At 67.8% G+C, this 25,584-nt stretch carries 22 protein-coding genes; 12 read left to right on the forward strand and 10 right to left on the reverse strand.

Annotated elements, in window-relative coordinates; genetic code table 11:
* The first annotated feature begins 89 nt into the window (after positions 1 to 89).
* Complete coding sequence (locus Mal64_RS11055) at positions 90 to 1,445, forward strand: outer membrane protein assembly factor BamB family protein (RefSeq protein WP_146400063.1); 1,356 nt, start codon at positions 90 to 92, stop codon at positions 1,443 to 1,445.
* 26 nt (positions 1,446 to 1,471) lie between these two features.
* Here the strand turns inward: Mal64_RS11055 and metG are convergent, their stop codons facing one another.
* Positions 1,472 to 3,547, reverse strand: coding sequence for a methionine--tRNA ligase (metG, locus tag Mal64_RS11060; protein ID WP_146400066.1), 2,076 nt, complete (start codon positions 3,545 to 3,547; stop codon positions 1,472 to 1,474).
* Between the two features lie 464 nt (positions 3,548 to 4,011).
* Here metG and Mal64_RS11065 point away from each other — a divergent pair, with 464 nt between their 5' ends.
* Together Mal64_RS11065 and Mal64_RS11070 are read left to right on the forward strand one after the other, a co-directional pair.
* The gene (locus Mal64_RS11065; RefSeq protein ID WP_146400068.1) at positions 4,012 to 5,613 is read left to right on the forward strand and encodes a trypsin-like peptidase domain-containing protein; all 1,602 of its coding nucleotides are present in this window, start codon (positions 4,012 to 4,014) and stop codon (positions 5,611 to 5,613) included.
* A gap of 182 nt (positions 5,614 to 5,795) precedes the next feature.
* Positions 5,796 to 7,181 (forward strand): hypothetical protein, encoded by a 1,386-nt coding sequence (locus Mal64_RS11070; RefSeq protein WP_197525665.1) that lies wholly within the window; start codon positions 5,796 to 5,798, stop codon positions 7,179 to 7,181.
* Positions 7,182 to 7,205: 24 nt separating this feature from the next.
* On the opposite strand, the gene Mal64_RS11075 is transcribed toward Mal64_RS11070, so the two are convergent.
* Positions 7,206 to 7,670, reverse strand: a complete 465-nt coding sequence (locus tag Mal64_RS11075; RefSeq protein ID WP_146400073.1) for a RidA family protein — start codon at positions 7,668 to 7,670, stop codon at positions 7,206 to 7,208.
* Positions 7,671 to 7,785: 115 nt separating this feature from the next.
* Positions 7,786 to 8,181, reverse strand: a complete 396-nt coding sequence (gene hisI / locus Mal64_RS11080; protein ID WP_146400075.1) for a phosphoribosyl-AMP cyclohydrolase — start codon at positions 8,179 to 8,181, stop codon at positions 7,786 to 7,788.
* A 368-nt stretch (positions 8,182 to 8,549) separates the two neighbouring features.
* Here hisI and Mal64_RS11085 point away from each other — a divergent pair, with 368 nt between their 5' ends.
* Both Mal64_RS11085 and Mal64_RS11090 read left to right on the forward strand, forming a co-directional pair.
* Positions 8,550 to 9,149 (forward strand): glycosyltransferase, encoded by a 600-nt coding sequence (locus Mal64_RS11085; protein WP_146400077.1) that lies wholly within the window; start codon positions 8,550 to 8,552, stop codon positions 9,147 to 9,149.
* A 710-nt stretch (positions 9,150 to 9,859) separates the two neighbouring features.
* Positions 9,860 to 10,414, forward strand: coding sequence for a helix-turn-helix domain-containing protein (locus Mal64_RS11090; protein ID WP_146400079.1), 555 nt, complete (start codon positions 9,860 to 9,862; stop codon positions 10,412 to 10,414).
* A gap of 347 nt (positions 10,415 to 10,761) precedes the next feature.
* Here Mal64_RS11090 and Mal64_RS11095 read toward each other — a convergent pair whose 3' ends face one another.
* Positions 10,762 to 11,604, reverse strand: coding sequence for an inositol monophosphatase family protein (locus Mal64_RS11095; RefSeq protein ID WP_197525666.1), 843 nt, complete (start codon positions 11,602 to 11,604; stop codon positions 10,762 to 10,764).
* Positions 11,605 to 12,150: 546 nt separating this feature from the next.
* Between Mal64_RS11095 and Mal64_RS11100 the strand changes: the two genes are divergently transcribed.
* Positions 12,151 to 12,846 (forward strand): hypothetical protein, encoded by a 696-nt coding sequence (locus Mal64_RS11100; RefSeq protein ID WP_146400083.1) that lies wholly within the window; start codon positions 12,151 to 12,153, stop codon positions 12,844 to 12,846.
* Between the two features lie 65 nt (positions 12,847 to 12,911).
* Here Mal64_RS11100 and Mal64_RS11105 read toward each other — a convergent pair whose 3' ends face one another.
* A complete protein-coding gene (locus Mal64_RS11105) occupies positions 12,912 to 14,222 on the reverse strand; it encodes a hypothetical protein (RefSeq protein ID WP_146400085.1) in 1,311 nt (436 codons plus the stop codon).
* Between the two features lie 70 nt (positions 14,223 to 14,292).
* On the reverse strand, positions 14,293 to 14,928 hold the full coding sequence (locus Mal64_RS11110; RefSeq protein WP_197525668.1) for a hypothetical protein: 636 nt from the start codon (positions 14,926 to 14,928) through the stop codon (positions 14,293 to 14,295).
* A 271-nt stretch (positions 14,929 to 15,199) separates the two neighbouring features.
* Here Mal64_RS11110 and Mal64_RS11115 point away from each other — a divergent pair, with 271 nt between their 5' ends.
* The 4 genes from Mal64_RS11115 to dgt all read left to right on the forward strand — a co-directional run bounded on the left by Mal64_RS11115 (position 15,200) and on the right by dgt (position 18,272).
* Positions 15,200 to 15,838, forward strand: coding sequence for a DUF4339 domain-containing protein (locus Mal64_RS11115; protein WP_146400087.1), 639 nt, complete (start codon positions 15,200 to 15,202; stop codon positions 15,836 to 15,838).
* A 57-nt stretch (positions 15,839 to 15,895) separates the two neighbouring features.
* Positions 15,896 to 16,444 (forward strand): hypothetical protein, encoded by a 549-nt coding sequence (locus Mal64_RS11120; RefSeq protein WP_146400089.1) that lies wholly within the window; start codon positions 15,896 to 15,898, stop codon positions 16,442 to 16,444.
* Entirely contained in the window at positions 16,441 to 17,001 is a 561-nt protein-coding gene (locus tag Mal64_RS11125; RefSeq protein WP_146400091.1) for an HIT family protein, read from the forward strand. Before Mal64_RS11120 ends, Mal64_RS11125 begins: the two co-directional genes overlap by 4 nt.
* Before the next feature lie 125 nt (positions 17,002 to 17,126).
* Positions 17,127 to 18,272 (forward strand): dGTP triphosphohydrolase, encoded by a 1,146-nt coding sequence (dgt, locus tag Mal64_RS11130; RefSeq protein WP_146400092.1) that lies wholly within the window; start codon positions 17,127 to 17,129, stop codon positions 18,270 to 18,272.
* Between the two features lie 135 nt (positions 18,273 to 18,407).
* Here the strand turns inward: dgt and Mal64_RS11135 are convergent, their stop codons facing one another.
* From Mal64_RS11135 to Mal64_RS11145, 3 genes are all read right to left on the reverse strand, one after another.
* Complete coding sequence (locus Mal64_RS11135) at positions 18,408 to 19,496, reverse strand: EVE domain-containing protein (RefSeq protein ID WP_146400094.1); 1,089 nt, start codon at positions 19,494 to 19,496, stop codon at positions 18,408 to 18,410.
* 289 nt (positions 19,497 to 19,785) lie between these two features.
* On the reverse strand, positions 19,786 to 20,955 hold the full coding sequence (fadA, locus tag Mal64_RS11140; RefSeq protein ID WP_146400096.1) for an acetyl-CoA C-acyltransferase FadA: 1,170 nt from the start codon (positions 20,953 to 20,955) through the stop codon (positions 19,786 to 19,788).
* 203 nt (positions 20,956 to 21,158) lie between these two features.
* On the reverse strand, positions 21,159 to 23,345 hold the full coding sequence (locus Mal64_RS11145) for a 3-hydroxyacyl-CoA dehydrogenase NAD-binding domain-containing protein (RefSeq protein WP_146400098.1): 2,187 nt from the start codon (positions 23,343 to 23,345) through the stop codon (positions 21,159 to 21,161).
* Positions 23,346 to 23,620: 275 nt separating this feature from the next.
* On the opposite strand from Mal64_RS11145, the gene Mal64_RS11150 reads away from it, so the two are divergent.
* Positions 23,621 to 24,100, forward strand: coding sequence for a DUF4430 domain-containing protein (locus tag Mal64_RS11150; RefSeq protein WP_146400100.1), 480 nt, complete (start codon positions 23,621 to 23,623; stop codon positions 24,098 to 24,100).
* A 78-nt stretch (positions 24,101 to 24,178) separates the two neighbouring features.
* A complete protein-coding gene (locus Mal64_RS11155) occupies positions 24,179 to 24,736 on the forward strand; it encodes a DUF6580 family putative transport protein (protein WP_146400103.1) in 558 nt (185 codons plus the stop codon).
* Positions 24,737 to 24,929: 193 nt separating this feature from the next.
* Here the strand turns inward: Mal64_RS11155 and Mal64_RS11160 are convergent, their stop codons facing one another.
* Entirely contained in the window at positions 24,930 to 25,460 is a 531-nt protein-coding gene (locus Mal64_RS11160; protein WP_146400105.1) for a hypothetical protein, read from the reverse strand.
* Between the last annotated feature and the right edge of the window lie 124 nt (positions 25,461 to 25,584).

Below are 25,584 nucleotides of genomic sequence, written 5' to 3' on the forward strand. Positions count from 1 at the left end.
TCGTCGCGGGCGATTATGATGGAGGCTTGGCGAGCAGCCCCCTCGACGCCCTCCCCACGCCCTGCCGACAAGCACCGACTAGCGCCACGATGAAGCACCCCATGCACCGAGCCTTCCGCAAAGTATTTCTCGCCCTCGCCATCGCGGCGGGTTCCTCGGCCGCAGCGCACGCCGCTCTCGTGAGCGCCGACGCGGCCGCCTACCTCGGGCTCGACCGCGATTGGTCGACCCAGGCGCCGATCGACACGTCGCGCAGCCGCGTGGCCCAGTCGGCGCTCGCGGGCGATCGGTTGTACGTGCTCTCGACCGCCGGCGTGCTGCAGTCGGTCGACACCGCTACCGGCGCCAGCTTGTGGACTACCCGGCTGGGCGACCCGCGGTTTCCCAGCCTGGGCGTCGCCGCACAGGGTGAGGACGTGGCCGTGGTCAACGGCACGACGCTCTACGTGTTCGACTCCGCCAACGGCCGCGAACGTTTCCACGCGCCGCTCAAGGGCGCCCCGGGAGCGGGCCCGGTGATCGCCGCCGGTTCAGTCTTTGTTCCGCTCATCGACGGCCGCATCGAGGCGCTAGCCATCGACCGCGATAAGGGCAGGAGTTGGTCGTACCAAGCCTCCGGCAACCTGTTCTACCCCGGCGCCGTGGGCGAAGAGCGGGTCTTCTTCGCCAACACGAGCGGCGAGCTGTTCGCCGTCGCCAGCGATCGCAGCGGGGCCGCCTTCCGATACGAAACCGACTCGCCGATCGTCGCCCCCCCGGCGCCTTTGGGCGGGATGGTCTACATCGCCACTCGCAACGGTTACTTGCACGCCCTCGATCAGCTAAGCGGCCAGCAACGCTGGCGCGGCGTGGTGGGCGAGATCGTCTCGCACGGCCCGCACGCCATCGACGGACGGGTCTACCTGCTGACCGACGCCCCCTCGATGCACGCCTTCGACGCCGCCACCGGCGAGATGCTGTGGCACACGTCCGGCATCGAGCGTTTCGTCAGCGCCAGCGACAAGCGGGTGCACGCCATCGACCGCCGAGGGGCGCTCGTTGTGCTCGACCGCGAGACCGGCCGCGTCGTCTCACGACGCTCGGTTGGCGAGTCGTTCAACACAGTCCGCAACGACGAGAACGACCGCCTGTTCCTGCTCACCGACAGCGGCTACCTGCAGTGCCTGCACGAGAAGTCGCCCGAAAAAGGTGAAGCCGACGCCGCGACCGAGACGCCCGCCGCCGATGAGCCGGCGGCCGACGATCCCGCCGACGCCCCCATCGCCGACGACCCCTTCGCCGTGATCGAAGAGGAAGAGGAGCCCTTCACCGCCGACGAGCCGGAAGAGCCTGTCGTGGAAGAGCCAGCCGAAGAGGAGCCGGCCGCCGAAGACCCGTTCAACGCGGCCGACCCGTTCGGCGGCGATGACCCCTTTGGCGGCGAAGACCCGTTCGGCGATTTCTGAGCGACGGTCATTTTCTGAGCCCTAGCTCAGTGCACCCGCTGCCCCGGCTTGGCGCCCTCGTCCGGCGAGAGGACGAACACCTCTTCGCCCCCCGGGCCGGCGGCGGCGATCATGCCGTGGCTCATGCCGAAACGCATCTTGCGCGGCGCCAGGTTCGCCACGTACATCACGAGGCGGCCGACGAGCTTCTCCGGCTCGTAAGCCTTCTTGATGCCGGCGAACACGTTGCGTGTCTCGCCGCCACCGAGGCTGAGGGTGAGCTGCAGCAGCTTGTCGGCGCCCTCGACCTGGTTGGCTTCGATCACACGGGCGATCCGCAGGTCGACCTTCATGAAGTCGTCGAACACGCACTCCTCGGCCAAGGGCTCGGCCTCGAGCGGCTCGGGGCCGTCGTTCCATTGGTCCGAGGCGCCGGCGGCTGACGCCGTCGACTCGGCTGCGACTGCGGCGTCTTCTTTGGACTCTTCGATCATGGCTTGCACCTTCTCCGGTTCGACTCGGGTCATCATGTGTTTGAATTTCGCCACCGGCGTGCCGGTGAGCGGCGTTTGCGATTGGTCCCAGTGGGTGATCGGCTCGCCCAGCAGCTTGCCGGTCTTCTCCGCCAACTCGGGCAGCACCGGCGTCAGGTAGACGACGATCTGCCGGTAAAGGTTGATCGCAATCGTGCAAACGTCTTGCAGCCGCTGCGTCTGGTCGGTCTCCTTGCGCAACTCCCACGGCTTGTTTTCTTCGACGAACGGGTTCGCCCGGTCGGCCAGGGCCATGATGAGCCGCATCGCCTGGCTGAAGTCGGTTCGCTCGTAGGCGGCGGCGATCTCGGCGCCTTGAGCGGCGGCGTGCTCGAACAGCCCGCCGTCGTCGGGGTACTCGCTAGAGAGGCCGGTCTGCTGGACGAACTTCGCCGAGCGGCTCGCCAGGTTCACCACCTTGCCCACTAGGTCGGTGTTGATCTTCGTGACGAACTCTTCGCGGTTCAGATCGAAGTCGTCGACGCGGCTGGAGAGCTTCGTTGCGTAGTAGTAGCGCAGGTACGCCGGGTCCAAGTGGTTGAGGTACGCCCGCGCTTTGACGAACGTCCCTTTGCTCTTGGACATCTTCTCGCCGTCGACCGTGAGGAATCCGTGCACGCGGACTTTGGTCGGCAGCGAGAAGCCGGCCGTCTTGAGCATGCCGGGCCAGAACAGCGTGTGGAAGTAGGTGATGTCCTTGCCGATGAAGTGGTGCACCTCGCAGTCGTCCGACCGCCACCAATCATCAAAATTCTCGCCCTCGCGGTCGCACCACTGCTTGGTGCTCGCCATGTAGCCGATCGGGGCGTCGAACCAGACGTACCAGTAGTTGCCCGGCGCGTCGGGGATCTCGAACCCGAAGTAGGGCGCCGGCCGGCTGATGTCCCAGTCGCGCAGCGGCTCGGGCTTCTCGGGCGGGCCAAGGAAGTGGCCCCTGAGGTAGTTGGCGATCTCGCCCTGCAGCGCGCCGGAATTTTGGCTCCACTCCTCGAGGAAGCCGTGCAGCTTCTCGAGCTCGATGAACAGATGGTCCGCCTCGCGCGGCTCGGGCGTCGCGCCGCTGAGCGTGCTCACCGGGTCGATCAGGTCGGCCGGCGAGTAAGCCACGCCGCACTTGCTGCAGTTGTCGCCCGGCTGGTCCTCGGCGCCGCACTTGGGGCACGTGCCGCGGACAAAGCGGTCGGCAAGGAAAACGCCCTCCTCGGGGTCGAACAGCTGCTCGACGCGCTCGTTCTTCACGAGCCCGGCGTCGCGGATCTTGCCCCAGATCTCGCCGCACAGCGCGCGGCTCTCGTCGCTGTGGGTGCTATGAAAATTGTCGAGCGAGATGCCGAAGTCGCGCAGGTCTTGCTCGTGGGCCTTTTGCACCTCGGCGAGCAGTTCCTCCTCGCTGCGGCCCTCGCGGCGGGCGCGGATCATCGTCGCCGTGCCGTGCGTGTCGTCCGCGCAGACGTAGACGCACCGCGCCCCCGTGAGCCGCTGGAACCGCACCCAAATGTCGGTCTGGATCGCCTCGACCATGTAGCCGAGGTGGATGTCGGCGTTCACGTAGGGCAGGGCGGACGTGACGAGCAGGCGTCGCTGGGGCATCGTGCTTGGGTGCTAGCAGGGGAAATGGGCGGGAGAAGCGACATTCTATCGGCGCGCGCGCAGACGAGCGACCCGGCATTGGCGCGCCGTGTGCAACAGAGGCCTCGCGTAGCGTTTCGGCCCCCTAGCCGCCTCGCTACACGAGGCGGAGCGACAACCGTTGGTCGTCAGCGAAAGTCTTTCGTTGCGGCAGCTTGGAGCTATGCAGCTCGGATCGCGACGGCGATGCTAGCACGCATTCGCGGCGATTCGCCTTGTAAGTTTTACCCAACTGGAACAAATTGACCCGCGGTTGGAGCAAGGGACCCGCGGCGTGCGAACGGAGTTCGCCCGTCGCGCCCCACCGGTTGGCCTGCCAGTACGGCCGACACCCCCCCCAAGCGACACAGGACGTGTCGCCAAGCGTTTGCCCCGCCGCTGCACCCGCGTTCACGCGCGACCACGAGATCCATGGAGGGATACGGATGGTCTACTCATTTTGCGCCCGCGTTGCCTTAAGCCTGGTCGCGGCCCTGCTGCTCGGCGCCGCCGCGCCGCCCGCCTTGGCCGAGGCGGTTCTGCTCGACTTTTACCTGCCCACCTGCCCGCCGTGTCGGGCGATGGCCCCCACGGTCGACCGCCTCAAGGCCGAGGGCCTGCCGATCCGCAAGATCGACGGCTCGCGTGAGCCGGCGCTCGCCCAGCGGTTCGGCGTGTCGAGCTATCCCAGCTTTGTGATGACGGTCGATGGCCGCGAGACCGGCCGCGTGGTCGGCATGTCGAGCTACGGCGAGTTGCGTGGCATGATCGACGCCGCCGCCACGGCGACACGGCCCGCGGCCGCTGCGATGAACGCTCCGACGGATCCGTCCGCCGTGGGCGTCGTGCCCGTGGCCGGTTCGTTCACCCGACCGGGCGCCGAGGGCGACCGCACCTTCGCCGTCGGCCAGAACCTGGGCGCCGGCCGCCCCGCTCCCCGACCGACCACCCAACCCCGTTCCGCGACCGGCGGCGCCGCCCCTTCGGCGGGCGACGCCGGGCTGCTCAACGCCACGGTGCGGTTCCGGATCGAAGACGGCACGGGCCGCTCTTACGGCACGGGCACGGTGATCGACGCCCGCGCGGGCGAAGCGCTCGTCGTCACCTGCGCCCACCTGTTCCACGACGGCCCGGGCGAACCGCTCAACCCGAACCAGCAGATCTTCGTCGAGCTGTTCGAGGCGACGGGCGCCGGCGTGCGGATCGCCGAGACAACCCAAGGCCAAGTCGTGCGGCACGACTTCGACGCCGACGTGGCGCTGGTGAGCATCCGCACCACGCGGCCAACGGGGGTCGCCCCCGTCGTCGCCTCGCCCACCGCCACCCGCATCGGCGACACGCTCAAGAGCGTCGGCTGCGACCTGGGCGCCGACCCGACGGTCCGCAGCGGCGCTGTGGTCGACCTCGACCGCTACCACGGCGCGCCCAATATCGAAGTGACCGGCGCCCCGATCCAGGGACGCAGCGGCGGCGGGCTGTTCAATGCCCGCGGCGAGCTGGTCGGCGTTTGCTTCGCCGCCGACGAAGAAGCGAACGAGGGCCTCTACACCGGCATCGCCGCCGTCCACGCCGAGCTCGACGCGATCCAACTGAGCGAGATCTACCGAGGCTCCGGCGGCTTGGCCCAGTTGGCCTCGGTCGCGGCGCCCCCGGCGGCGGCCGCGGTGATGGCGACGCCCGAGCCGGACCGTCTCGCCGCTTCCTCCCGGCAGGCTGATTCGGGCTGGCAAGCGGAACCCACGCAGCAGGCGACCCCCGCTCAGCTGGCGAGCGAGCCGGCAAGCCGCATGGCGCCCGTTTCCGATTGGCCCGCTCCCGAGCGGTCGGAGCCGGTCATCCGCGGGCAGAGCCCCGCGCCCGCGGCGAGCGACCTGTCGCGTTTGGCGCCGGTCGAGCGGGCGACTCTCGAGGAGATCGCCGCACGGGCCTCCGATTCGGAGGTCGTGCTGCTGATCCGCCCCAAGACGCCCGACGGGCAAACCGAGGTGATCACGATCGACAGCGCTTCGAGCCGCTTCGTCGAGACGGTGCGGGCGATGCGGAGATAGTCGCTGCAACCGGCACGACCGGCGCCGCCCGCGCGGCTCGCTTGGTTTGGCGCCCGCGGTTAAGCGTCACTTGGCGAGAGACGCCTCTCGCTTGGCGGCGCGTGGCGTAGCCTATTGGGTTGATATTCTCGGCTGGCGTTTCGCCGCCGAGTCACACGCTCCCAAGCGCCGCGGGCCGTTCGATGTCGATGCTGGTATATTTCGTGTTCGTCGCGACCCTCAATTTTTTGGTGGGCTATCTCGTCGGCGCCGACCTGATCCGCATGCCGAAGTGGCTCAGCCGCTTCGAGCGCGGCGCGCTCGACGACGAGCCGCTGTTGCCTCCCGAACCGGCTGCCGCAGCCGTTGCCGCTCCGGCGGCCGCGGTGGAGCCCGCCCCCCCGGCGCCGGCCCCTGCCCCGGCGCCCGAGGCGGCTGCGGCCGAGCCCGTCGCCGCGGCTCCGGCGGCCGCCGACCCCGCCCCGCCAGCTGCCCCGCCCCCCGAACCTGAACCGGCCCCGGTTCCCGAGCCCGCTCCGGAACCGGTTGTCGAGGCCGAGGCGGCGCCCGCCGCCCCCAGGCCGAAGCCGACCGCCCAAGAGGTGATGGCCGGCCTGGCCGATTTTCGCGCGCAGCTCACTTCGGTTAACACCGAGATGAAAGACTCGATCGAGAACGCCGAGGCGTTTGGCGAGTGCGCCAGCCGGCTGCAGAAGGTCAATCACGACTACATCGAGAAGACCCACGAGACCATCGAAGACATGGGCGTGGACGACGGCGACGTCGAGAGCAACAAGCTCCGCAACGCCATCGCCAACGGAGCCCAGCAGGTCATGGGGCTCAGCGAAGAGATCGACCAGCTCATCGGCGAGGGACTCGACGAGGCGAAACGCGGCAAGATCGTCGCCATGGCGGATCAGATCAACGCCGCCGCCGGCGGTGTCGAGACTCAGATCGGCGGCCCCCAAGAACCGGAGCAGCCCGCCCCGGCGGCCGTCGTAGAAACGGCCGCTCCCGAGCCCGCCGAAGAGGCTGCGGAAACGCCCGAGTCGGAGGAGGAACCCGTCGGTCCGACCTTCGAATCGCTCGACGCTCTCTACGACATGGTCCAGCAGGCCGTGGACGCGGCGGAGGGGAACGACACAAAGTTCGTGGCGGCGATCCAACGCGACCCGTCCCCCGAGCCGGACGAGGCCACCATCGCCGCCCGTCTTCTCGACGGCGTCGGCCAGTTGCTCTCGGAGATCGGCGTCACCAAGACGCCTGTCGCGCGCAGCGACGATCGCTACTACTTGCTTCTCGACGCCAACCAGGTGGATCAAGCAACCGAGCGGATCGAGGTCTTGCGGCAGCAAGTTGAATCGGCCGACTTTATCGCCGAAGGCGACACCAAGAAAGCCACGGTCACCTGCGCCATCGCCGACGCGTCGAAAGACGCCGACCGCGACGAATTGATGCGGCGACTCGGCGACGCGTTGAGCGAAGCCGAGAGGTTCGGCGCCAACCGCACGTTCCACCACGACGGGGCTTTCCCCACGCCCGTGCCGGAGCAAGAGGTGAAGATCTCGGCCAAGAAGTTGTCGATCTGAGGCGTGCGTCGTCCGTCACGCGCGTCAGTCACAAACCGTGAAGACCGCCTCGATCTCGACCGCCCAGCCTGCCGGAAGCGACGCCGCGCCAAACGCGCTGCGAGCCGCCACGCCCGCTTCGTCGCCGAGCGCGTCGCGCATCAGCTCGCTGAAGCCGTTGATCACAGCCGGGTGAGCGGCAAAGTCGGGGGTCGCTTGCACGAGCCCCAGCGTCTTGACCAGCCGCCCCACGCGGTCGAGCGAGCCGAGTTCCGCCTTGAGCGAGGCGAGCATCGCCAGCCCGGTCATCCGCGCCGCGGCGCTCCCCTCGTCCACGCCGAGGTCGTCGCCGAGCCGGCCGGTAACAAACCCGCCCTCGGGTTTCAGCGGGCCGTGGCCCGACGTGTAGGCCAACCCGTCCACGACCAACACCGGTTTGTAGAGTCCCAAGATGCTGGGGGCTTCGGGCAGCTCAAGGCCCAGTTCGCTAAGTCGCTTCTCGATGCTCATCTCGGCTCACGGTAGTTGGAAAGTGGTAGCGATTAATAAATGACCTATGCCCAAATCCCAATGGCCAAATAGGACTACTGTCGAAATCGAATGGTCATAGGGGCGTGGTCATCGGTCATTCCCCCCCGTAGGTCTTCTTGGCGTCGTAGGCCATCTCTTCAACGACTCGCAGGCCGTCGGGGGTGACCTCGCGGTAGAAGCACGTGGGGTAGCCAACGTGGCAGGCGCCGGGGCCCACTTGGTCGACTTTCACCAAGATCGTGTCGCCGTCGCAATCGACGAGCAACTGCCGCACGTGTTGCACGTGGCCGCTGGTCTCGCCCTTACGCCACAAAGAGTTGCGGCTGCGGCTGTAGAACACCGTGGCGCCGGTGCGCAGAGTCTCCTCGTACGCCTCGCGGTTCATGTAGGCGAGCATCAGAACCTTGCCGCTGTCGGCCGACTGCACGATGGCGGGCAACAACGTGTCGTCGCTGCTGAAGGCCGGGATTTGGTCGGGGTCAGACGCCATCGAGCGCAGCCAAGGTTCGAGTGGGTGGGCGGAACGCCGCTCGAGCCCCACAGTGGGAGGCTCGTCAGCCCCCGGAGTTTAACGCAGCCGCCGGCGAGCCGCTATTCAGGGCCAATCGGCGGCTGAACCATGCGGACAAACGCCCCTCGGAACACCGTCCCGCCCGGGGGCCCCCGCGCACGCGGCGCCACGGGCCGAACCCGTGCAACCGGCGCGACGCGCAGGGTCGTCGCATGCGTCGATCTGTGGGGTCGCTTCGATTCCGACGCACGGACGGGCCGATGCCTTAGAAGCCAGCGCTCAGGCGATCGGTCTCGCACCGACCGGGCGCCCTCCCAAGAAGTCGAAGACCCCGGAGCCCCCCCGCCATGAAACCCTCGTTGACCGTTGTGCTGCCGGTCCACAATGCCGAGGCGTCGCTGCGTCGCGACACGTACGCCGTTGTCGAGGCGTGTTCCGAGCTCACCGGGCGCTTCGAGCTGCTGATCCTCGACGACGGGTCGACCGACGACACCTACGAGGTCGCCAACGAGTTGGCCGCCGAGTACCGGCAGATCCGCGTGACGCGTCGCTCGAAGCGGGCCGGTCTGGGCGAGGCGCTCGAGACGATCCGCCGCCGCATCAAGTCGGACGTGGTCATCGTCCACGACGGGGCGTCGCGCGTGAACGCCGAGCAACTGCGGCTCGTTTGGAAGCAGCAAACGCTCGCCGCCCGCGGCGGCGCCCAGCCCGACGCGGGGGTGTCGTTCGCCGACCTCCGCCGCCCCGGCCAGACGCACGCCGCGATGGCCGAAGCGCACCGCCGGTTGATGGGCTTCCAGCGGATCACGGTCGACGCGAGCGCCGAAGAGTCGCCGACCGCACCACTCGACAAGCCGCAAGAACGCCGCGACGGGGTCGGCAGCATCCCGCCGTTGCCGCGGCCCAACTTGCTTAGCGCGCTGACCGCTTTTGCTCTGAACGAGTGAGACAGCGGCGGCAACCGACTGCCGCTGAAAAATCCAGGCGTTGCTGGACACCCCGCCGGCCCGACAAGCGGCGCTGCGTGAAGCCGCCTCGCGTGCGAGGCGCTGAGACGGTTGCAAGTAGTTGCAAGCGGTCGCCCCGCGACCGCTCCGCCAGCTGTCGCGTCGGCCGCGGGACGCGTGACAAACAGAGTGGCTGTCAGCCGATCCGTTTTGGCGCCGGCGCCATAAAAACTTTTTTTGCGTAGCATTCTCATACGCACACATGTGTTGTTTTGCGACGCACGCCGCTAAGACCGCAGAGTCTGCGGCTGTGCGCGTCTCATCTTGGAAGCCGTTAGCGCGCGAGCCTTCTGGGACCGCTGCAAAGCGCGGTGTTTCCGCTTGTCCGCACTCCAGAGCCTGACTAGGATTTGGGCGTCGACCGGAACGACCAGTGGAACCCGCGTTCCGGTTTGCTCCTTCCCTTGGCGGGGCCACGACAGCCCCGCTCAAGCGTTAGGGAAGAGGCTCTTCAAGCCACTCGTCATGGCCAGTGTGCCGGCCTTCAGCAAGCCGGCTACGGACGAGTAGGGCGACCACGCTGTACGCGACGGCCCCGCGCGCTCGGCGTTGCGATCGTCGGAGACGATTGTTCGAGAAGCACGGCGCGAGGCGTCTCTCTTCTCTCTAGCTCTTCTCTTCTCGCGACCCTGGTATTTGGAGAACTGGCCATGAACCTTTCAGACGACTACGAAGCAAAGCACAGCTTGGACCCCAACGCGCAGCCGCTGCCCCCGCCCGTCGTGGCGCCGATCGCTCGCCCCGAAGCCGCCGTCCTGCATCGCGTGGCCGAGGTGCGCCGCGAGCAGGGCCTGTCGGTCCGCAGCGCGGCGAGACGCATGGGCGTGTCGATGGAGCAGGTGCGCACCGAGGAGGACCCCTCGTTCGACCTGTCGCTGACCGCCCTGAGCCGCTGGCAGAGCGCGCTCGAGGTGCCGATCGTCGACCTCTTGGTCGAGCAAGACACGCCGCTGTCGCGGCCGGTGCTCGACCGGGCCCGGCTGCTGCGCGTGATGAAGACCGTGCGGGCGATCAAAGAGTCGTGCACCCACGCCTCGACCGTCCGCCAAGTCGATATGCTCGAGCAGCAGATGCTCGAGATCATGCCGGAGCTCGCCGAGGTGAGCGCCTGGCACTCGGTCGGCCAGCGCCGCACGCAAGAGGAGCTGGGCCGAATCGCGGAGCGTCCGATCTCGGACAGCTTTGCGCGAGAGGGACTCTCTTAGCCGCCATTCGTCGGCAAGGACGCGTCAGCCGTTGACGAAGCCGCCGCGCACGCGCGGTCGGTCTCCGCACGTGTTCCAGTCGCGATGCGCGCACTCGCGCGTCGCCACGCGGAGGGGCCGCGCGCGCTTTGAAACATTAGCCCTCGGGCTCTACCAGCGAGCCGCCCGCTGGCGTCTTGGAATCCGCAACTAAGAATCCGCACCTCCGGCGCCCCATCACAGAGACGACACCGCGAGCGTTGCACCTAAGAGACCGCACCCTTGCTCGGCGCCGACCGACAGGGCGGCTCGTTGTTCCGAGTCGGCACCTGGGGAGTTCAGCACCGTTCGGGGCGTCTGGCGTCGCCTCAAGGCGTCAGGCGCCCCGACACCGATTGGTGCAGGTCTTCCGTCGCCGCCGCCAAGTAGTCGCCGTCCCACACGTGGAACGGACCGCCACGCGCCCCGGTCACCACCCCTCCCGCCTCGCTCACCAGCAGCACCCCCGCCGCCGCGTCCCACGGATAGGTCTGCCGCGCCCAATGCGCGTCGAGCCGGCCGCACGCCACGTAGGCCAGATTGAGCGCCGCCGATCCGATCCGACGGAGCGCGCGCACCTGCGGGGCGATGCGGATAAAGTCTTTCAAGTCGGGCGACTCTTCGAGAACCTCGGCCGGCAGGCTCACCGCGGCGAGCGACTCTTCGAGCGTGCGGGCCTGGCTCACGGCGATTGGCGCCTCGTTCAAGAACGCCCCCGCCCCCAAGCCGGCGGAGAACATCTCGCCGGCCACAGGATCGAACACCGCCCCGGCGACAACCCGCCCGTCACGCACGGCGGCCACCGACGGGCCGAAGCAAGGGAATCCGTGCACGTAGTTGGTCGTGCCGTCGAGCGGATCGACAACCCAGCAGACCTGGCCGGGCGCCAATCCGGCCGCCGCCTCGGCGGGGGGCTTCTCGCCGAGTTCCTCGCCGATGAACGCGTGCGCGGGAAACGACTCTTGGATCACGTGACGGATGGCGGACTGCGACGCCAGATCGGCGTCGGTCACCAGGTCCGACGGGCCTTTGACCCGCGTGGTGAACTTGCCCCGCCAGTGCATCAGCACCGCTCCGCCGATGCGTGCGGCGAGTTTGGCCGTGTCGACCAGCATGGCGACTTCGGCGGGGGCGATTTCGGACGGCTGGGTCGACGGATTCGGGTCAGACAAGGGTGGGAGCACCATGCAAGCAGGAACGACGGGATCCGCTCGACGGCCGAGTCGGGATCGACCTAAAGCATTCGCATATCAGGGCTAAGATCAAGGCGGAGTAATTGGCGCCCTCAAGGCGTGCATTTGTGACTTGTGTACGCAAGGAACGCATTGTTTCTTTTCTTCACAAAAAGCTGGACACGAGCCCCTGAGTTGGTATCATCGGGGCAGTGAACCGAACGAGGAGGCCAGGAGCTTTTCTTCCTCGCGACATATTATCGATAGTTGCGAGAGGCGATTGCCTCATCAACATTATCTCGCTCCGAAAGATAGGCCTCTTCTCTGTTCCGGCCCCGTCGTGACACCCTTCGGGGTGTTCGGCGGGGTTTTTTATTGGTCTGATGGCTCGCGTGATTCTTCGAGGGACTCTCCCTCTGCGCGAAGGCCGACACCGCGATGGTGAACCGAGCGCAGCGGCGTGCTCTCGTGACGATCACACACGAACGACTCTCCCATAATGCCCATTCGCTCGTTACTCGCGCGGCGCCGCGAACCTCTAGAAGCATGACCGAAACGAATCCGGCGACGCGCTCGCCGTGGCTGATCAACGATGACCACCATGTCGAACTTTCCTGCGGAGCGTGCAACGCGACGCTCGACTTGGCCGACCCCGCCAGCGGTGTTAGCGCGCTTTGCTTCGACGGCCACGCGGTCGAGGGCGCGCTGTGGCGTGTCACGCTCGGCGAGCGTCCCCAGCTTGCCGAGTCGTACGCCAGGGGCGCCGACTTGGTCGCCGTGTACGACCCGACCGAAGGCTTCCCATTCCGCACGCGGCTGGTGTGGGAGTGCGAGGCTCTCGACCGGGGCGTGCGGCTCACGCTCACCTGCTCGGTACAAACCCACCTGCTCGACACGAGCCCACAGCTCGGTGTGGCGTCGGACCTGGGCGCGGAACTGATCGACGCCGAGCAACGCGATGCGGACGCCGGGGCCATGCCGCTCGGCGCGCGGTGGCTCTGCCGTGGCGGGGCTGCGGGGGTCGCCTGCTTCGAGGCGGCCCATCCTGCCGACCTGAGCGGGGCGCTGATCGAGCCGCTCGGCGCCGAGGGGCGGCGATCGCTCGGAACGGCGTTCCTTGAGAAGGGCGTGATTTGCTGCGGCCGTCTCGTCGCCCTCGTGCTTCCGCCCGACGCCCGCCTGGCGGACGCCCTGCCGCACTACGAGCGTTTCGTCGCGGCCGAACTGCCGCTGACGACCTAGACACTTCCGTGAGAAAAGACGAGCTTAGGCACGTTCCCGCGGGGCTCTCGCTTGAGCGGCGCCTGTCACTCGAAGCTCCGCACCACCGGTTCGAGCAGCTCGTCGTCGCCCGCCAACACGCGGATGAATCCTCCTTCGGCGCGTAGCTCGTAAGGCTCGCCCGTGGCGGGGTTCGTGTCGTGGCCGAGCGGCTCGATCCCGACGGCGGTCGCCAACGCGAGAGACCATGTCTCGCACCGCGCCCGGTCGCGCGCCACCAACCGTTGGGCGATCACCAAGTCACCCGCGAACAGCAGCTTGGCGAACGGCGCGGGGGTGACGTCGAACGCGCGCATCGCGCGCTCGATCGTGACGCCGCGGGTGTGGTACGGGTCGCGGGCGGCGGCCACCAAGGGCGCCATCGCACGCAGATAGATCAGCTCGTCGGCCGCCACGAGCGCAGGGCTCGTTTCTTGCAACTCGACAAGCTTGCCCTCGGCGATCAGCCGCTTGCGTTCCTCTGGCGTGATGATCTGGTTGAGCATGCCCAGCCGCAACGCCTCGTAGGCGTGCATCGTGGCGGCGCGGTCGCCCACGAGCATCCGCTCGTCGCCCGGCCAAGCGGCCAACTGGGCCCGCAGCGTCGCCTCGAGCCGCTGGGCCTCGCGGGCGGTCGCGCTGTCGCGTTCCAGCAGGAAGCGGACCCCTTCGAGGCACTCGGCCCGCAGGTTGGCGGCGAGCACCCGGCTCTCGATGCGGGGCACGCGGCTGAGCACCTCGGTCCAGCCCAGGGCCGCGTCGATCCGCTCGGCCGCCGGCCACGCTTCGGCCCCGCCGTGCGTGGCGTCGAGCAGCAGCAGCCGCACCGCGGCCTGCACCTCGTCGAGCATCGGCATCGCGGCGAAGTGGCCCAGGCGATGGTTCACCCGGAACTGGCGCCACGGCATCCGCCCGGCCGCGAGCACGCACTCGATCCGCTCGGCGTTTTCGGCGAGCAGCTTCTTGGCGGCTTCGCGTCCGCCGTCGCTTATTCCGTCCGGCGAGATCGCCGCCAACGCGTCGAGCTGGTCGTTGAGCAAACCGAGCTGCACACGACCGAAGCAATTGCCGAGCGCCACGGCGGCGTTGCCGTCCTCCGCGTCGGTCGATCCCATGGACGGCTCGAAGAGCTGCTTGGGGAGCCCCTGGGCGAGACGCACCCGCTCGACTTCGCGGGCGAGCTCGCTGCCGGGCTCGGCCAGGGCGCCGCGGAGCTCGGCGCACTCGAGCAGCTGATCAACCGGGTCGTCTCCCGAGTCGCCGCAACCCGAGGCGAGCGAGAGGAGGGCGAGAGCCGCTCCAAAAAACAACGCCCCCGCGACTTGGCGAGGGCGTTGGCGTGTGCGTGGTATCGGCATCGTGAGCTTCCTGCTCGGGGCCGTGGGGGGGACAGGCAACTCCGTGAGCCCCGCTTGGTTCGTGCGGCGCTTAGTTCGTGCGACGCTGCGCCGCGGGGGCGTTCGACTTCACACGCAGCGGAGGCGATCCGTTGCGCGACGACTTTCCGCCGCTCTTCGGCGCTGCCGAGCCTTGCATGAAAGTCCCGAGCTGGTCGAACTCGAGCAACTCGGCGATGCCGGCCTCGGCCATCTCGCGGCCCGAAACGTAGCGGCCGGGATTGATCCAGTCGTCCATCAGTTTGGCGTCGACGTTGAACAAGTCGGAGAGAAGCTTGTCCATGTCGCGCTCCAGCTGGCCGAAGTGGCGGGCCCACTCGGCGGCCTCGGCGAGGCCCACGTTCTCTTCGCTCTGCCACTTCATCGGGTGGAACAGCAGCACGCTGTAAGGGGTGACGATGCGACGCTCGCACACGGCGAACGGCCACAGCGTGGCGCTGGAGCACTCGCCCGTGACGATGCCGGTCACACGCAGCCGGCGGAGCCGGATGAGCATCATCAGCGACATCGCGCAGTAGGGGCTGCCGCCCGGCGAGTCGAAGTACATCACGCACTCGTCGCCCGGCGCCACGTCGAGCAGCCGCTCGGTCAGATCGCTCTCGTTGTCCGTGAGGTCGCCGACGACAGCGATTTCAACCGGGCTTTCATCTTCGCGAGAGTCTTCCATCGTTGCCTGCCTTGGGGTCGTATACTAAATGCCGAGTGCGAATCGTTGTGTTCTGGGGTGGGCTCCGCGTGGGCGGTCGCCAAGTCCGAGCCTTCAGTTTAGGAAAGCAGCCCGTTTTGCACTAGATTTATGGTGGGAAATCGGACCCCGCTATTCGGACAGGGGCCGGCGCCACCGCTCCAACCCGCCCGAAACGAACCGCGGAGCCGGCGCCACCCGATTTTTCGGCGCCACGATCAAAAGCCTTTAACTACCGGTGTAAACGAGAAACATGCCCCTGAGCGTTGCCTGCCCGAACGGACACCGGTTCAATGTCGCCGACGACCTCGTCGGACGTCGGGCGGTGTGCCCCCAATGCAAGGCGCCGTTCGAGATCGTCGCGTCGCCCCCCACAGCGTCGGCCCCCACAGGGCCGGCGACCGAGCCCCCGCCTCCCACTTCTCCACCACAGGCCCCCTCGATGGGGACGCCGCAGGCCCACGCAGTGGGGCCCGTCGATCCGCCCGCCCGCTGGCGGGTGCGTCCCCCCACAGGCGGCGAGTACGGCCCGGCCGACGAGGCGACAATGGCCGGCTGGATAGCCGCCGGCCGGGTGCTCAACAACTCGTTGGTGTGGCGGACCGGCTGGCCCGAGTGGCGACTGGCGGCCGATGTCGCCGATCGCTTGCCGGCCCCATTGCCTGTCGGTCCCGTCGCGCAGGCGCCGGCGCCGCCGGCGGTCGAATCGCCCCCGCCCGCTCCCACGCCGCAAACGAAAAAGCCCAAGCCATCGGCCCCGATGGCCAAGCCCGACTACGAGTTGCGTCGCCGCCGCGCGGCGCGGCGACGCCGCAACCTCAGCCTGCTGCTCTTCGTCGTCACCATGGCGCTCGCCGCGGTGCTGGTGGTGTTGCTCAACACACGCAGCTGACGAGCCTGGCACGCTCCGGCGTGACACACCCCTTCCACATTCCCCCCAAGGCGCCGCATGAACCACCCACTCAGCCGAACCCTCACCACGGGCGCTCTGCTCGCGATCGTCGCATTCTCCGCCCAAGCCGAAGAGGTGGGCGGCGCCCTGCAATACACGCCCCCCGAGTCGTGGCAGGCGGTCAAGCCACGCAGCCGCATCGTGCAGCGCGAGTACTCGGTAACGCACGACAAGGCCGAAGACGACACGCCCGCCGCGCGGATGACGATCACCTCGGCCGGCGGCGGCGTCGAGGCGAACCTCGCCCGCTGGGTCGGGCAGTTCCAGAACGTCTCTGACGGCGCCCAACGCCGCGAGAAAATCGAGGTCGCCGGCATGCCCGTCTCGCTGCTCGACATCGAGGGGACCTACCTCGAAGGGATGCGGCCGTTCGGCCCGAAGACGCCGCGCCCCGAGTACCGCATGCTCGCCGCGGTGGTCGAGACCGGCGCCAAGGGCGACTACTTCTTCAAACTCGTCGGCCCCGCCGCCGTGGTGGCCCAGCATGCCGAGGCGTTCCGCGAGATGGTCGAGGGGATCACGCCGCCCTCGGGAGCGGGATCATGAGCGGCGACGAAAGCTCGCCATCGAGCAACCGGCTGTGGGCGCCGTGGCGCTTGAGCTACATCAAGGGCGCCGAGGGCGACGAACCGTCGCCACCCGAGCCCTCGGCGTGGTGCGACGACGCCGTGCACGATTGTTTCCTCTGCCGGGCGGCGGCCGAGTACGGCGCCCCCGCCTCGGCCGACAGGGCGAACCTCGTCGTCTGCCGGGCGCCGGGGGCTGTGGCTCTGCTGAACCGCTACCCGTACAGCAACGGCCACCTGCTCGTCTCCCCCGCCCGGCACGTGGCGGAGCTGGGCGACCTGACGGACGACGAGCACCTGGCGCTGATGCGGCTGGTGACGCGTTACACGACGCTGCTCGCCGAGCGGCTCACGGCCCAGGGCTGCAACGTGGGGCTGAACCTCGGCCGCGTCGCCGGCGCCGGCGTGCCGGGCCACCTGCACTGGCACCTCGTGCCGCGTTGGACCGGCGACCACAACTTCATGGCGACCACAGCCGGGGCGCGGGTCATCCCACAGGCGCTCGACGCGGCGTGGGAGCTGCTCTGCGACTCGTAGTGCAGCGCTCGCGCGGATTTGCTACGAAACCGCCATACCGACGGCCATTGGCCGTCGGCTAAATTGCTAACCGCTGACTGCTCCCTTCCTTACGACTCACCGCTAATCGTTAACGACTACAACGCATGCTCTCCGCCGAACGTGAATCGCTGATCCTCGCGCCGTACGCCATGCGCGGCGCCGACTCGGTGGGCCGCGAGCACGCGGAGCCGGGGCACCCCTACCGGTCGCCTTACCAGCGCGACCGCGACCGCATCACGCACAGCTCGGCCTTCCGCCGACTGAGCCACAAGACGCAGGTCTTCACCGGCGAGCTGGGCGACTACCACCGCTCGCGGCTTACGCACACGCTCGAGGTGGCGTCGGTCGCGCGCACCTTGGCCCGCGCGTTGCGGCTCAACGAGGACTTGGTCGAGGCGCTGGCCCTGGCGCACGACATCGGCCACCCGCCGTTCGGCCACGCCGGCGAGGGGTTTTTGGACGAGCGGCTGGCCGACGACGGCGGGTTCAACCACAACCGCCAGGCGCTGCGGATCGTCTGCCTCTTGGAGACGCGTTACCCGCGGTTCCCGGGGCTCAACCTGTCTCGCGAGGTGCTCGACGGCCAGCGCCGCCGCGGCGACAAGCCGGCGCGGACCGAGAGCCGCCTCGCCCCCGAGCCGTTCCCCCAGACGCAGGCCCAGCGGGAGAGCCCGCTCCTAGAAGTCCAGATCGTCGACGCCGCCGACAGCATCGCCTACGACTCGCACGACGCCGACGACGCCCTGGAGCTCGGCCTGCTCGAGCTCGGCGAGTTGGAGTCGGTCACGCTCTGGAGCGAGGCGGTCGAGCGCGTGCGGCGCCGCTTCGCGGCGCTCTCCGACGCCGAGCTGCGCCGCGCCGTGATCCACGAGCTGATCGACTACCAAGTGAGCGACCTCTTAACCACGACCCAGCAAGCGATCGAGTCGCACAGCGCCGACTCAATCGGCGCCGTCCGCCGGGCGCCGCCGCTCGCGGCGCCGAGCCCCGAGGTGGCGGAGAAGAAGCTCGTGCTCGAGTCGCTGCTGTTCCGCCGCGTCTACCGCCACCCGCTGGTCTTGGAGAGCCGCGCCGAGGCGATGACCGTCCTCGGCGAGCGCTTCGACCGCGCGATGGAAGACCCCGACCGCCTGCCGGCGACCTACCAGCGCGTCGCCCGCGACGAGGGGACGCCCCGCGCTGTGGCTGATTATCTGTCGAGTCTTACGGATCGCGCGGCGTTGTCGGCTGAAGCGCACCCGGCGGTTTGAGATTCCCCCTTCGCCTCCGGGGGAGGGCTGAGGGTGAAGACAGTCGCTACTTACTACTTACTTATTACGAACTACGTACAGTTGGGGACCGTGCGGCGTTGGTTGTTCAAGGTAGTAGCTGTTGGAGACTCGACCTCACTCCGCATACTCTGAATACTCTTCAAGCACCGAATCAGACAGGTGCCCAAGGTGCTTCATTTGCAGCAGTTCCTCTACAGCGTCGTACGAGATAAAGGAACAGCTTTCAGAGAGCGGCGCCCGCTCTAGCAGGCTGAACACTGGGCGTTGTATCTCGGTAAAGACTTTCTGCTTTCGAGACTCCGGAGCCACAATATGCAACCTGATATCCATGTTGGGTTGCAGGGCCAGCAAATCGGCCATACGCAGAATGCCAGAGTAGACCGCTGTTGTATGCTCAACCTCAAACGCCCTGACGATGGATCGTCCTTTGAGCCATATCACGTCGATATTCTCGATAGTTCGCAACGTAGTATCATCGTAGTTTAGCGGCAATACTTCGATTAGCGAATCTGTGTCGGGACTCCACTTTTGCAGCACGGCCCCTCTATCGTTACGTGGCAGCCAGACCTTGAAGCCCATCCGTTCGCCGCACTCAGCTAGCGATGCCTGAATTCCGTACGACGGTCGAATTGCGTCATCCGTCGATGGTTCGTCTTCATCCTCTGGGACCGTCACCGCAACGACTTTATCAGCACGCCTAATACGTGAACTGACCAGCTTACGAAACTCAGCATCATCGACGGCATAGTCTGTGCCACCATCGGCTTGGCTGGATAGCAACTGCTCTAAGAACTCGCCGTCTTCGTCGTCTAGGTGGTTCAGACTTCGTCGGACCTTTCCAGTCCAACCGCCCTCTTGCTTGCTCGTGTTCTTAGTGAACGATAAGGATTGCCACACAGCATCATCGTGTATCGGTACGCACTTCTCTTTCGTCAGCCACACCGTTGGGCGAACGCGAAAGCGAACTTCAAACGGATCGTTTTCACCATAGAACACTGGTGAGTCGTCCGTGTAGCAATCGCTCTCAACTTCGAGAACTCCTATCCACCGAGACAACTTCGTCATGTAGCAGATAAGCTTATCGCCGGGTTTGAGACGCTTCGCGGTCTTGTGTTGAGTTGTGCGAAATCCGGACACGCTGCGGTCAGACTGGCTAAACGCCTCGTAAGTCTCAGGTGAGAAAAGATTGGTGTAGTAGGCCATTTGCGGTGCTGAGGAAGTGCCGAGTCGGGATAGGTCACTCAATTATCCAGTACCCGGGTCTGACGCACAATGAGGGCGACGCTGCCGCGTCGCTCCAAGTCCCCTCCGATATATCCGGATAGCGGGTAGCACCGGTTCTTGAACCGGGGTGGCGAAGCCACAAGAAACCGCCGCAGGACTCTGCTTCAGTTACGACTTCCCCGACGCTCTAGCCCGTTCTTGGGCTTCTTGTCGCCTGCGGCGACCCAGGTTTAAAAACCTGGGCTACCCGATTGGGGGCGGGGGTCGCTTAGAACCGCCTGAGAATCGTCGCCACGCCCTGGCCCGCGCCGATGCACATCGTCGCGAGGCCCACTTCGGCGTTGCGGCCGATCATCGTGTGCAGCAGGGTGGTGGCGATGCGGGCGCCGCTCGCGCCCAAGGGGTGGCCGATGGCGATCGAGCCGCCGCGGACGTTCACCTTCGCGTCGACCGTCTCTTCGCTCATCTGAAGCATCCGCGTGCAGGCGAGCGCCTGGGCGGCGAACGCCTCGTTGAGTTCAATCAGATCGATGTCGTCCAGGGTCATGCCGGCGCGCTGGAGCACTTTCAGGGTGGCGGGGACCGGGCCGGCGCCCATCACCGCCGGGTCGACGCCGGCCACGGCGGTGGCCACCACCTCGGCCAGCGGCACGAGGCCGAGGTCCTCGGCCCGTTCCTTGGACATCACGAGCATCGCCGCGGCGCCGTCGTTCAGCGGCGAGCTGTTGCCGGCCGTCACGGTGCCGACGACCGGCATGAACGCCGGCTTGAGGTCGGCCAAGGCTTCAAGGCTCGTGTCGGCGCGGACGCACTGGTCGCGGGTGACGAGCACCCGCTGGCCCGCCTCGTCGCGGCCGTAGGTGGGGACGATCTCGGCGGCGAACTCGCCCGCCTCGTGCGCCGTGTGGGCCCGCTCGTGGCTGCGCAGCGCGAACGCGTCTTGCGCCTCGCGGCTGATGCCCTGCGACTGGGCGAGAAACTCGGCCGTCACGCCCATCAGCAAGGCGCCCTTGCTGGTGTAGCGGAACAGCTTGGGGTTGATGTCGACGCCCAGGTTCATCGGGTAGTGGTGCATGTGCTCCACACCGCCGACGACCTGCACGTCTTCGCCGCCGGCGCGGATGCTGTGGGACGCCTGATTCAAGGCTTGCAGGCTGCTGCCGCAGAGGCGGTTGATCGTCGCCCCCGCCACCGAGGCGGGCAGCCCCGCCGTGAGCGCCACCAGCCGGGCGACGTTCGTCCCCTGCTCGCCCTGCTGCTGGGTGCAGCCGAGCAGCAGGTCGTCGATCTCGGTTGGATCGACGCCGGTGCGCTCCACCAGCGCCCGCACCACCGCCACGGCGAGGTCGTCGGCCCGCACGTCGCGGTAGACGCCGCGCTCGGCGTGGGCCCGGCCGATCGGCGTGCGGACGGCGTCGATGATGACGGGGGTGGGCATTTTAGAGGGGAGATGGGGAAAGGAGAAAGGAGATTGGGGAGCGGCAAAGCCGTTTCGCATCCCCCTCCCCTGGAAGGGGAGGGGCTAGGGGAGGGGTGAAAGCGTTCAGGCACAGGAAAGAGACCTAGCCGATTCAGGCCCGACCCCCTCCCCTAACCCCTCCCCCCATGGGGGAGGGGGATACAAAGCTTCTGATTGGTCACTCACAGGATCATGTCGTAAAAACTCACGCCGCCCGCGGCGGCTTTCTTGATCATCTCGGTTGGCTCGAACCGTTTGCCCAACGGGGCCAGCGGCTCGAGGCGTTTCAGGATCTCGGCGGCGCCGACGGTGTCGGCCCAGTGGAACAGGCCGCCCTTGTGGGGCGGGAAGCCGACGCCGAGGATCAGCGCGAGGTCGACGTCGCGCACGCTCGGCACGATGCCGTCTTCGACGGCCCGGGTCGCCTCGACCAGCATCGGCATCAGCAGGCGATCGGCGAGGTCGTAGTCGCCGGCGGCTTTAGCCTTGCTGCTCTCAGCTTTCAGGATCTCGCCCGCCTCGGCGCTCGGCGTCTTCTTGGGCGGCTTGCCCCCTTTGCCGGGCGCCCAGTCGTAAAAACCTTTGCCGTTCTTCTGGCCCAAGCGGCCCGCCTCGACCATCGCGGCGACGGCGCCCGCCGGCTCGACACGGTCGCTGAAGGCGGCGGCCATCACGCGACCGGCGTGCAGGCAGGTGTCGAGACCGACCACGTCGTGCAGCTCGAGCGGGCCCATCGGCATGCCGAACGCCTTGGCCGTCTTCTCGATCGCCTTGGTCGGAACGCCCTCGCCCGCCATCAGCGCCGCCTCGTTCATGTACGGCATGAGCAGGCGGTTGACGAGGAACCCGGGGCCGTCGCTGACGACGACCGGCGTCTTGCCGAGCCGGCGGGCGTAGGCGGCCATCTGGGCGACGGTGGCGTCGGAGGTCTTCTCTCCGCGGATCACCTCCACGAGCGGCATTTTCCGCACGGGGTTGAAGAAGTGCAGGCCGCAGAAACGCTCCGGATGTTTGAGCCCTTCGGCGAGCTGGGTGATCGGGATCGTCGAGGTGTTCGACGCCAGGATGGTCCGCTCGGTGGCGTGCGGCTCAAGCGCGGCGAACAGCTCGCGTTTCGCATCGGCCCGCTCGATGATCGCCTCGATGACGACCTCGCACGCGGCGAGCGACTCGGGCGAGGTGGCGGCGTTGACCAGAGCGCCGCGTTCGATGGCGAGGCCGGCGTCGGCCGATTTGGTCTTTTTGTTGTACGAGACTTCGCGGACCACGCCGGCCACACCGGCGCCGAGCGCTTCGGCCCTCGTGTCGGAGAGCAGCACCGGCACGCACCGTTTCACGTTGGCCGCGGCGATGCCTTGGCCCATGATGCCGGCGCCGACGACGGCGGCCGATCGCGGGAAATCCTTGTCGGCCGGCTGATCGCCGGCGACCTTCTTCGCCCGGTCGGTGAGGAAGAAGACGTTCAGCAGCGCCCGGTTCACCGGCGAGCCGAACAGCGGGGCGAACGCCTCGGCTTCGCTTGCCAGGGCCGCCGTCGCGTCCTGTTGCGACGCCTCGAGCAGCAGCTCCAAGGCGGCCATCGGCGCCGGGTAATGCCCGCCGGTCTTCTGCTGAACCATGGCGCTCGCCGTGGCGCCGAGGAACGCGAGCTCGGTCTCGCTCTGCGTGATCGGCCCGGCCCAGCGCTCGCGGTCGGCGAGGTACGCCTTCGATTCTTGTTCCTGCTCGATCAGCCTGACGGCGGCGTCGACCAGGGGCGAGCCGTCGTCGCCCTTCTTCGGGTTCGGGACGACGTCGTCCGCCAGGCCCATCGCCTGCGCTTCGTCGGCCGCCACATTATCGCCGCCAGTGATCATCTCCGCGGCGTTCGACAGGCCCACGATCCGCGGCGCCCGCACCGTGCCGCCCCAGCCGGGGAAGAGGCCGAGCTTCACTTCGGGGAACCCGATCAGGGCCGACTCGGTCACGACGCGGCGGTCACACCACACGGCGAGCTCCGCCCCGCCGCCGACGCACAGCCCGTTGATCGCGGCCACGGTGACATACGGCGTATTCGCCAATCGCTCGAACAGCAGCTGCCCGCGGCGGCTGACCTGGACGATCTCGTCCTTCGGTTGGTCGAGCCCGGCGACGAACTCGGTGAGGTCGGCGCCGGCGATAAAGCCGCTCGGCTTGCCGCTCACGATCACCAGGCCGCGGAGGTCTTTTTGCTTTTCGAGCTCATCGAGCCGGCCGGCGATCTCCTCCATCACGCGGGTGGAGAGGATGTTGACCGAGCGGTCGGGGCAGTCGAGTGTGAGCACCGCCACGCCGCCCGCGCGCAGGTCGAGCCGAGTCGCTGGGGCGTTGTTTTGCGCCGGGGTCGCCATCCGCAAGTTTCCGGGGGGCGTGTGAGACGTGTGAGATAAGATCGGGGCGAAACGTCGATCGCTACACAACCATACGTCACGCCGCCGGCCCGGGCCATCCACCCGCAGTACAGTTATGCGCGCCGCAGCGGAGCTGGCGAGCCGGCGGGCGTAAGCCCCCGGGAAGGCGCCGGGTACCCGCTCCACTCCGGGGGGTGTACGCCCGCCGGCTCGCCTTTTTTGGGGCAGATGATCGACACGTTGACATTGGCGGGCCATGGGCGGAAGTTGGCCGCATGGACACCACGCCGTCAACCGCCCAACCGACCCGCTCCTGGCGCCTGCCTGCGGCGCTGCTGCTTGTTTTGCTGATGGTGCTACTGGCCCGGGCGTGGGCGCCCGCCTTGCAGAGCGGCGTCGCGACGCCGCCGGCACTCGATCCGGCCGCTGTGGTCGGCGTGGTTACCCTCGCCGCCGAGGTCGATGGGGAGCCCCCCGCCCCCCTTCCGCCCGAGGTCGAGGCCTCGGTCGGGGCCGAGACGACCGCGCTCGACGCCCTGCTGGCGGCGGGCCGCGAGTCGGACGCCTGGCGCGTCGAATACCGCGGCGAGGGGGCGATGGCGTTCGTCGAGTCGATCGGCGGCGCCACGAACGAGGGCCCCGACGGCCGCAACTGGCGGTTTGAGGTCAACGGCGTCGAGGCGGACCGCGGCGCCGGCGCCACGCCTGTCTCGCCGGGGGACCGAGTCTTGTGGCGGTTCACCCAATTTCAGTAGACTACTCGGCGGTAGAATGCCGAGTCCTTCTAGTTTGCCTGTTTTAGTTTGTCTCTTTCGACACATATGGATCCTGTGATGCCCGCCCTCCGCGCCCGCTCGACTGAAATCGCCGTTTTCGCGTTGCTCGTGGCGATCGGCGTTGCCGGCCGCTGGGGCCAGCCCGACTGGTGCGTCACGCCGCTGGCGGCCGTCGGCCTGTTCGCGGGACGCTACTTCGCCAGCCGCTCGGTCGCGATGCTCGTGCCGCTCACAGCGATGCTCGTCTCCGACCTGGCGTTGCCCGCCTACGCCAACCGCGGCGTGATGCTCGCCGTGTACGCCGCCATGGTGCTCCCGCCGCTGCTAGGCCGGTTGCTCCGCAACGACCGCCTGTCGCGCCCCGCTTGGCTCGGTCGCTTGGCGGCCGGCGCCGTCGCGCCCTCGGTCGTGTTCTTTCTCGTGACGAACTTCGCGTACTGGTCGCTCGGCAGCCTCTACCCGCACACCGGCGCAGGGCTCATGGCGTGCTACGCGGCGGCCGTGCCGTTCTTCCGGGCGATGCTCACGGGCGACGTGGTCTACACGGCGCTGGTGTTCGGCGCGGCGATGCTCGCCGGCATGCGGGCGCCGCAAGCGGCGCCGGCCCGCGGCTAAAACGCGCGGCTGCAGGGAACGAGAACGCGTGGCTGTAGGGAACGCCCTCCGTGGCGTTCCAGCACCGGGTACACGGTCTTCTCGATCGTGCTGCTGATTAGCCCTAGTGCGCTTAGCAGGAGCGAGGACGATCCTGCCCGCCGGGGTTCGGAACGCCACAGAGGGCGTTCCCTACAGGTGAGAGAAGTCCTTTTTAGTTCCACGGCCCCTTGGGCGCTGGCGGGCCGTCGATCAGGTCGTCCACGCCTTCGTCGTCTTCGGGCGGCTCTAGTTCAAAATCTTCGCGCTCCACGAGCGGCTCGAGCCGCTTGAGCTCGTACGAGGCGAATTGCTTCTCGTACAGCGTGCCGTCGGCCACAGTGAGCTCGTAGCGCATGGCGCCCTCGGTCTCGTCCCACAGCCGCTCGCGGATGAAGCCGATCACCGGGTCGTTCTTCATGCCCAAAGGGCGGACCGACACTTCGTCACCGATCTCCCACCCCTCGGGCTCGACCTCGCACCACAGCGTGCGTCGCACACGGAGGCGCTCGTCGCCGTAGTGGAGGATGACGTAGGGGCCTTCTTGGCCGTCGCGGCGCCAAACGCGGGGGCCGGGAATGACTCCCTTGGCCCGCTCGCGGTCGTCCGGGTGGACCCACTCGTCGCTCGATTCGCCCGGGGGCGTCTTGGGCCACCAGGGGTAGTAACCGAAAGCGGGGTCGTTGTTGATCGGCGGCAGCGTCATGCGAATCAGAAATGCTACGGGCCCTGGGGTCGGAAACGCTTGCGGTTGCAGCGTTTTCTCCGATTATACGCCTAACTTCCGCCGCCCGCCGCTGGAACCCCCCGCTGTGGGCGGTCTACGATCG

It is taken from the genome of Pseudobythopirellula maris, assembly GCF_007859945.1.
GTDB classification, from domain to species: domain Bacteria; phylum Planctomycetota; class Planctomycetia; order Pirellulales; family Lacipirellulaceae; genus Pseudobythopirellula; species Pseudobythopirellula maris.

What these genes read in the sequence shown, in the direction of transcription:
- Mal64_RS11120 (WP_146400089.1), top strand. Translation starts at nt 15,896, where the DNA reads ATGAACCACCCACTCAGCCGAACCCTCACCACGGGCGCTCTGCTCGCG.
- Mal64_RS11065 (WP_146400068.1), top strand. Translation starts at nt 4,012, where the DNA reads ATGGTCTACTCATTTTGCGCCCGCGTTGCCTTAAGCCTGGTCGCGGCC.
- metG (WP_146400066.1), bottom strand. Translation starts at nt 3,547, where the DNA reads ATGCCCCAGCGACGCCTGCTCGTCACGTCCGCCCTGCCCTACGTGAAC.
- Mal64_RS11160 (WP_146400105.1), bottom strand. Translation starts at nt 25,460, where the DNA reads ATGACGCTGCCGCCGATCAACAACGACCCCGCTTTCGGTTACTACCCC.
- Mal64_RS11075 (WP_146400073.1), bottom strand. Translation starts at nt 7,670, where the DNA reads ATGAGCATCGAGAAGCGACTTAGCGAACTGGGCCTTGAGCTGCCCGAA.
- fadA (WP_146400096.1), bottom strand. Translation starts at nt 20,955, where the DNA reads ATGCCCACCCCCGTCATCATCGACGCCGTCCGCACGCCGATCGGCCGG.
- Mal64_RS11135 (WP_146400094.1), bottom strand. Translation starts at nt 19,496, where the DNA reads ATGGCCTACTACACCAATCTTTTCTCACCTGAGACTTACGAGGCGTTT.
- Mal64_RS11100 (WP_146400083.1), top strand. Translation starts at nt 12,151, where the DNA reads ATGACCGAAACGAATCCGGCGACGCGCTCGCCGTGGCTGATCAACGAT.
- Mal64_RS11155 (WP_146400103.1), top strand. Translation starts at nt 24,179, where the DNA reads ATGCCCGCCCTCCGCGCCCGCTCGACTGAAATCGCCGTTTTCGCGTTG.
- hisI (WP_146400075.1), bottom strand. Translation starts at nt 8,181, where the DNA reads ATGGCGTCTGACCCCGACCAAATCCCGGCCTTCAGCAGCGACGACACG.
- Mal64_RS11090 (WP_146400079.1), top strand. Translation starts at nt 9,860, where the DNA reads ATGAACCTTTCAGACGACTACGAAGCAAAGCACAGCTTGGACCCCAAC.
- Mal64_RS11115 (WP_146400087.1), top strand. Translation starts at nt 15,200, where the DNA reads ATGCCCCTGAGCGTTGCCTGCCCGAACGGACACCGGTTCAATGTCGCC.
- Mal64_RS11125 (WP_146400091.1), top strand. Translation starts at nt 16,441, where the DNA reads ATGAGCGGCGACGAAAGCTCGCCATCGAGCAACCGGCTGTGGGCGCCG.
- Mal64_RS11145 (WP_146400098.1), bottom strand. Translation starts at nt 23,345, where the DNA reads ATGGCGACCCCGGCGCAAAACAACGCCCCAGCGACTCGGCTCGACCTG.
- Mal64_RS11110 (WP_197525668.1), bottom strand. Translation starts at nt 14,928, where the DNA reads ATGGAAGACTCTCGCGAAGATGAAAGCCCGGTTGAAATCGCTGTCGTC.
- Mal64_RS11105 (WP_146400085.1), bottom strand. Translation starts at nt 14,222, where the DNA reads ATGCCGATACCACGCACACGCCAACGCCCTCGCCAAGTCGCGGGGGCG.
- Mal64_RS11055 (WP_146400063.1), top strand. Translation starts at nt 90, where the DNA reads ATGAAGCACCCCATGCACCGAGCCTTCCGCAAAGTATTTCTCGCCCTC.
- Mal64_RS11085 (WP_146400077.1), top strand. Translation starts at nt 8,550, where the DNA reads ATGAAACCCTCGTTGACCGTTGTGCTGCCGGTCCACAATGCCGAGGCG.
- Mal64_RS11070 (WP_197525665.1), top strand. Translation starts at nt 5,796, where the DNA reads ATGTCGATGCTGGTATATTTCGTGTTCGTCGCGACCCTCAATTTTTTG.
- dgt (WP_146400092.1), top strand. Translation starts at nt 17,127, where the DNA reads ATGCTCTCCGCCGAACGTGAATCGCTGATCCTCGCGCCGTACGCCATG.
- Mal64_RS11150 (WP_146400100.1), top strand. Translation starts at nt 23,621, where the DNA reads ATGGACACCACGCCGTCAACCGCCCAACCGACCCGCTCCTGGCGCCTG.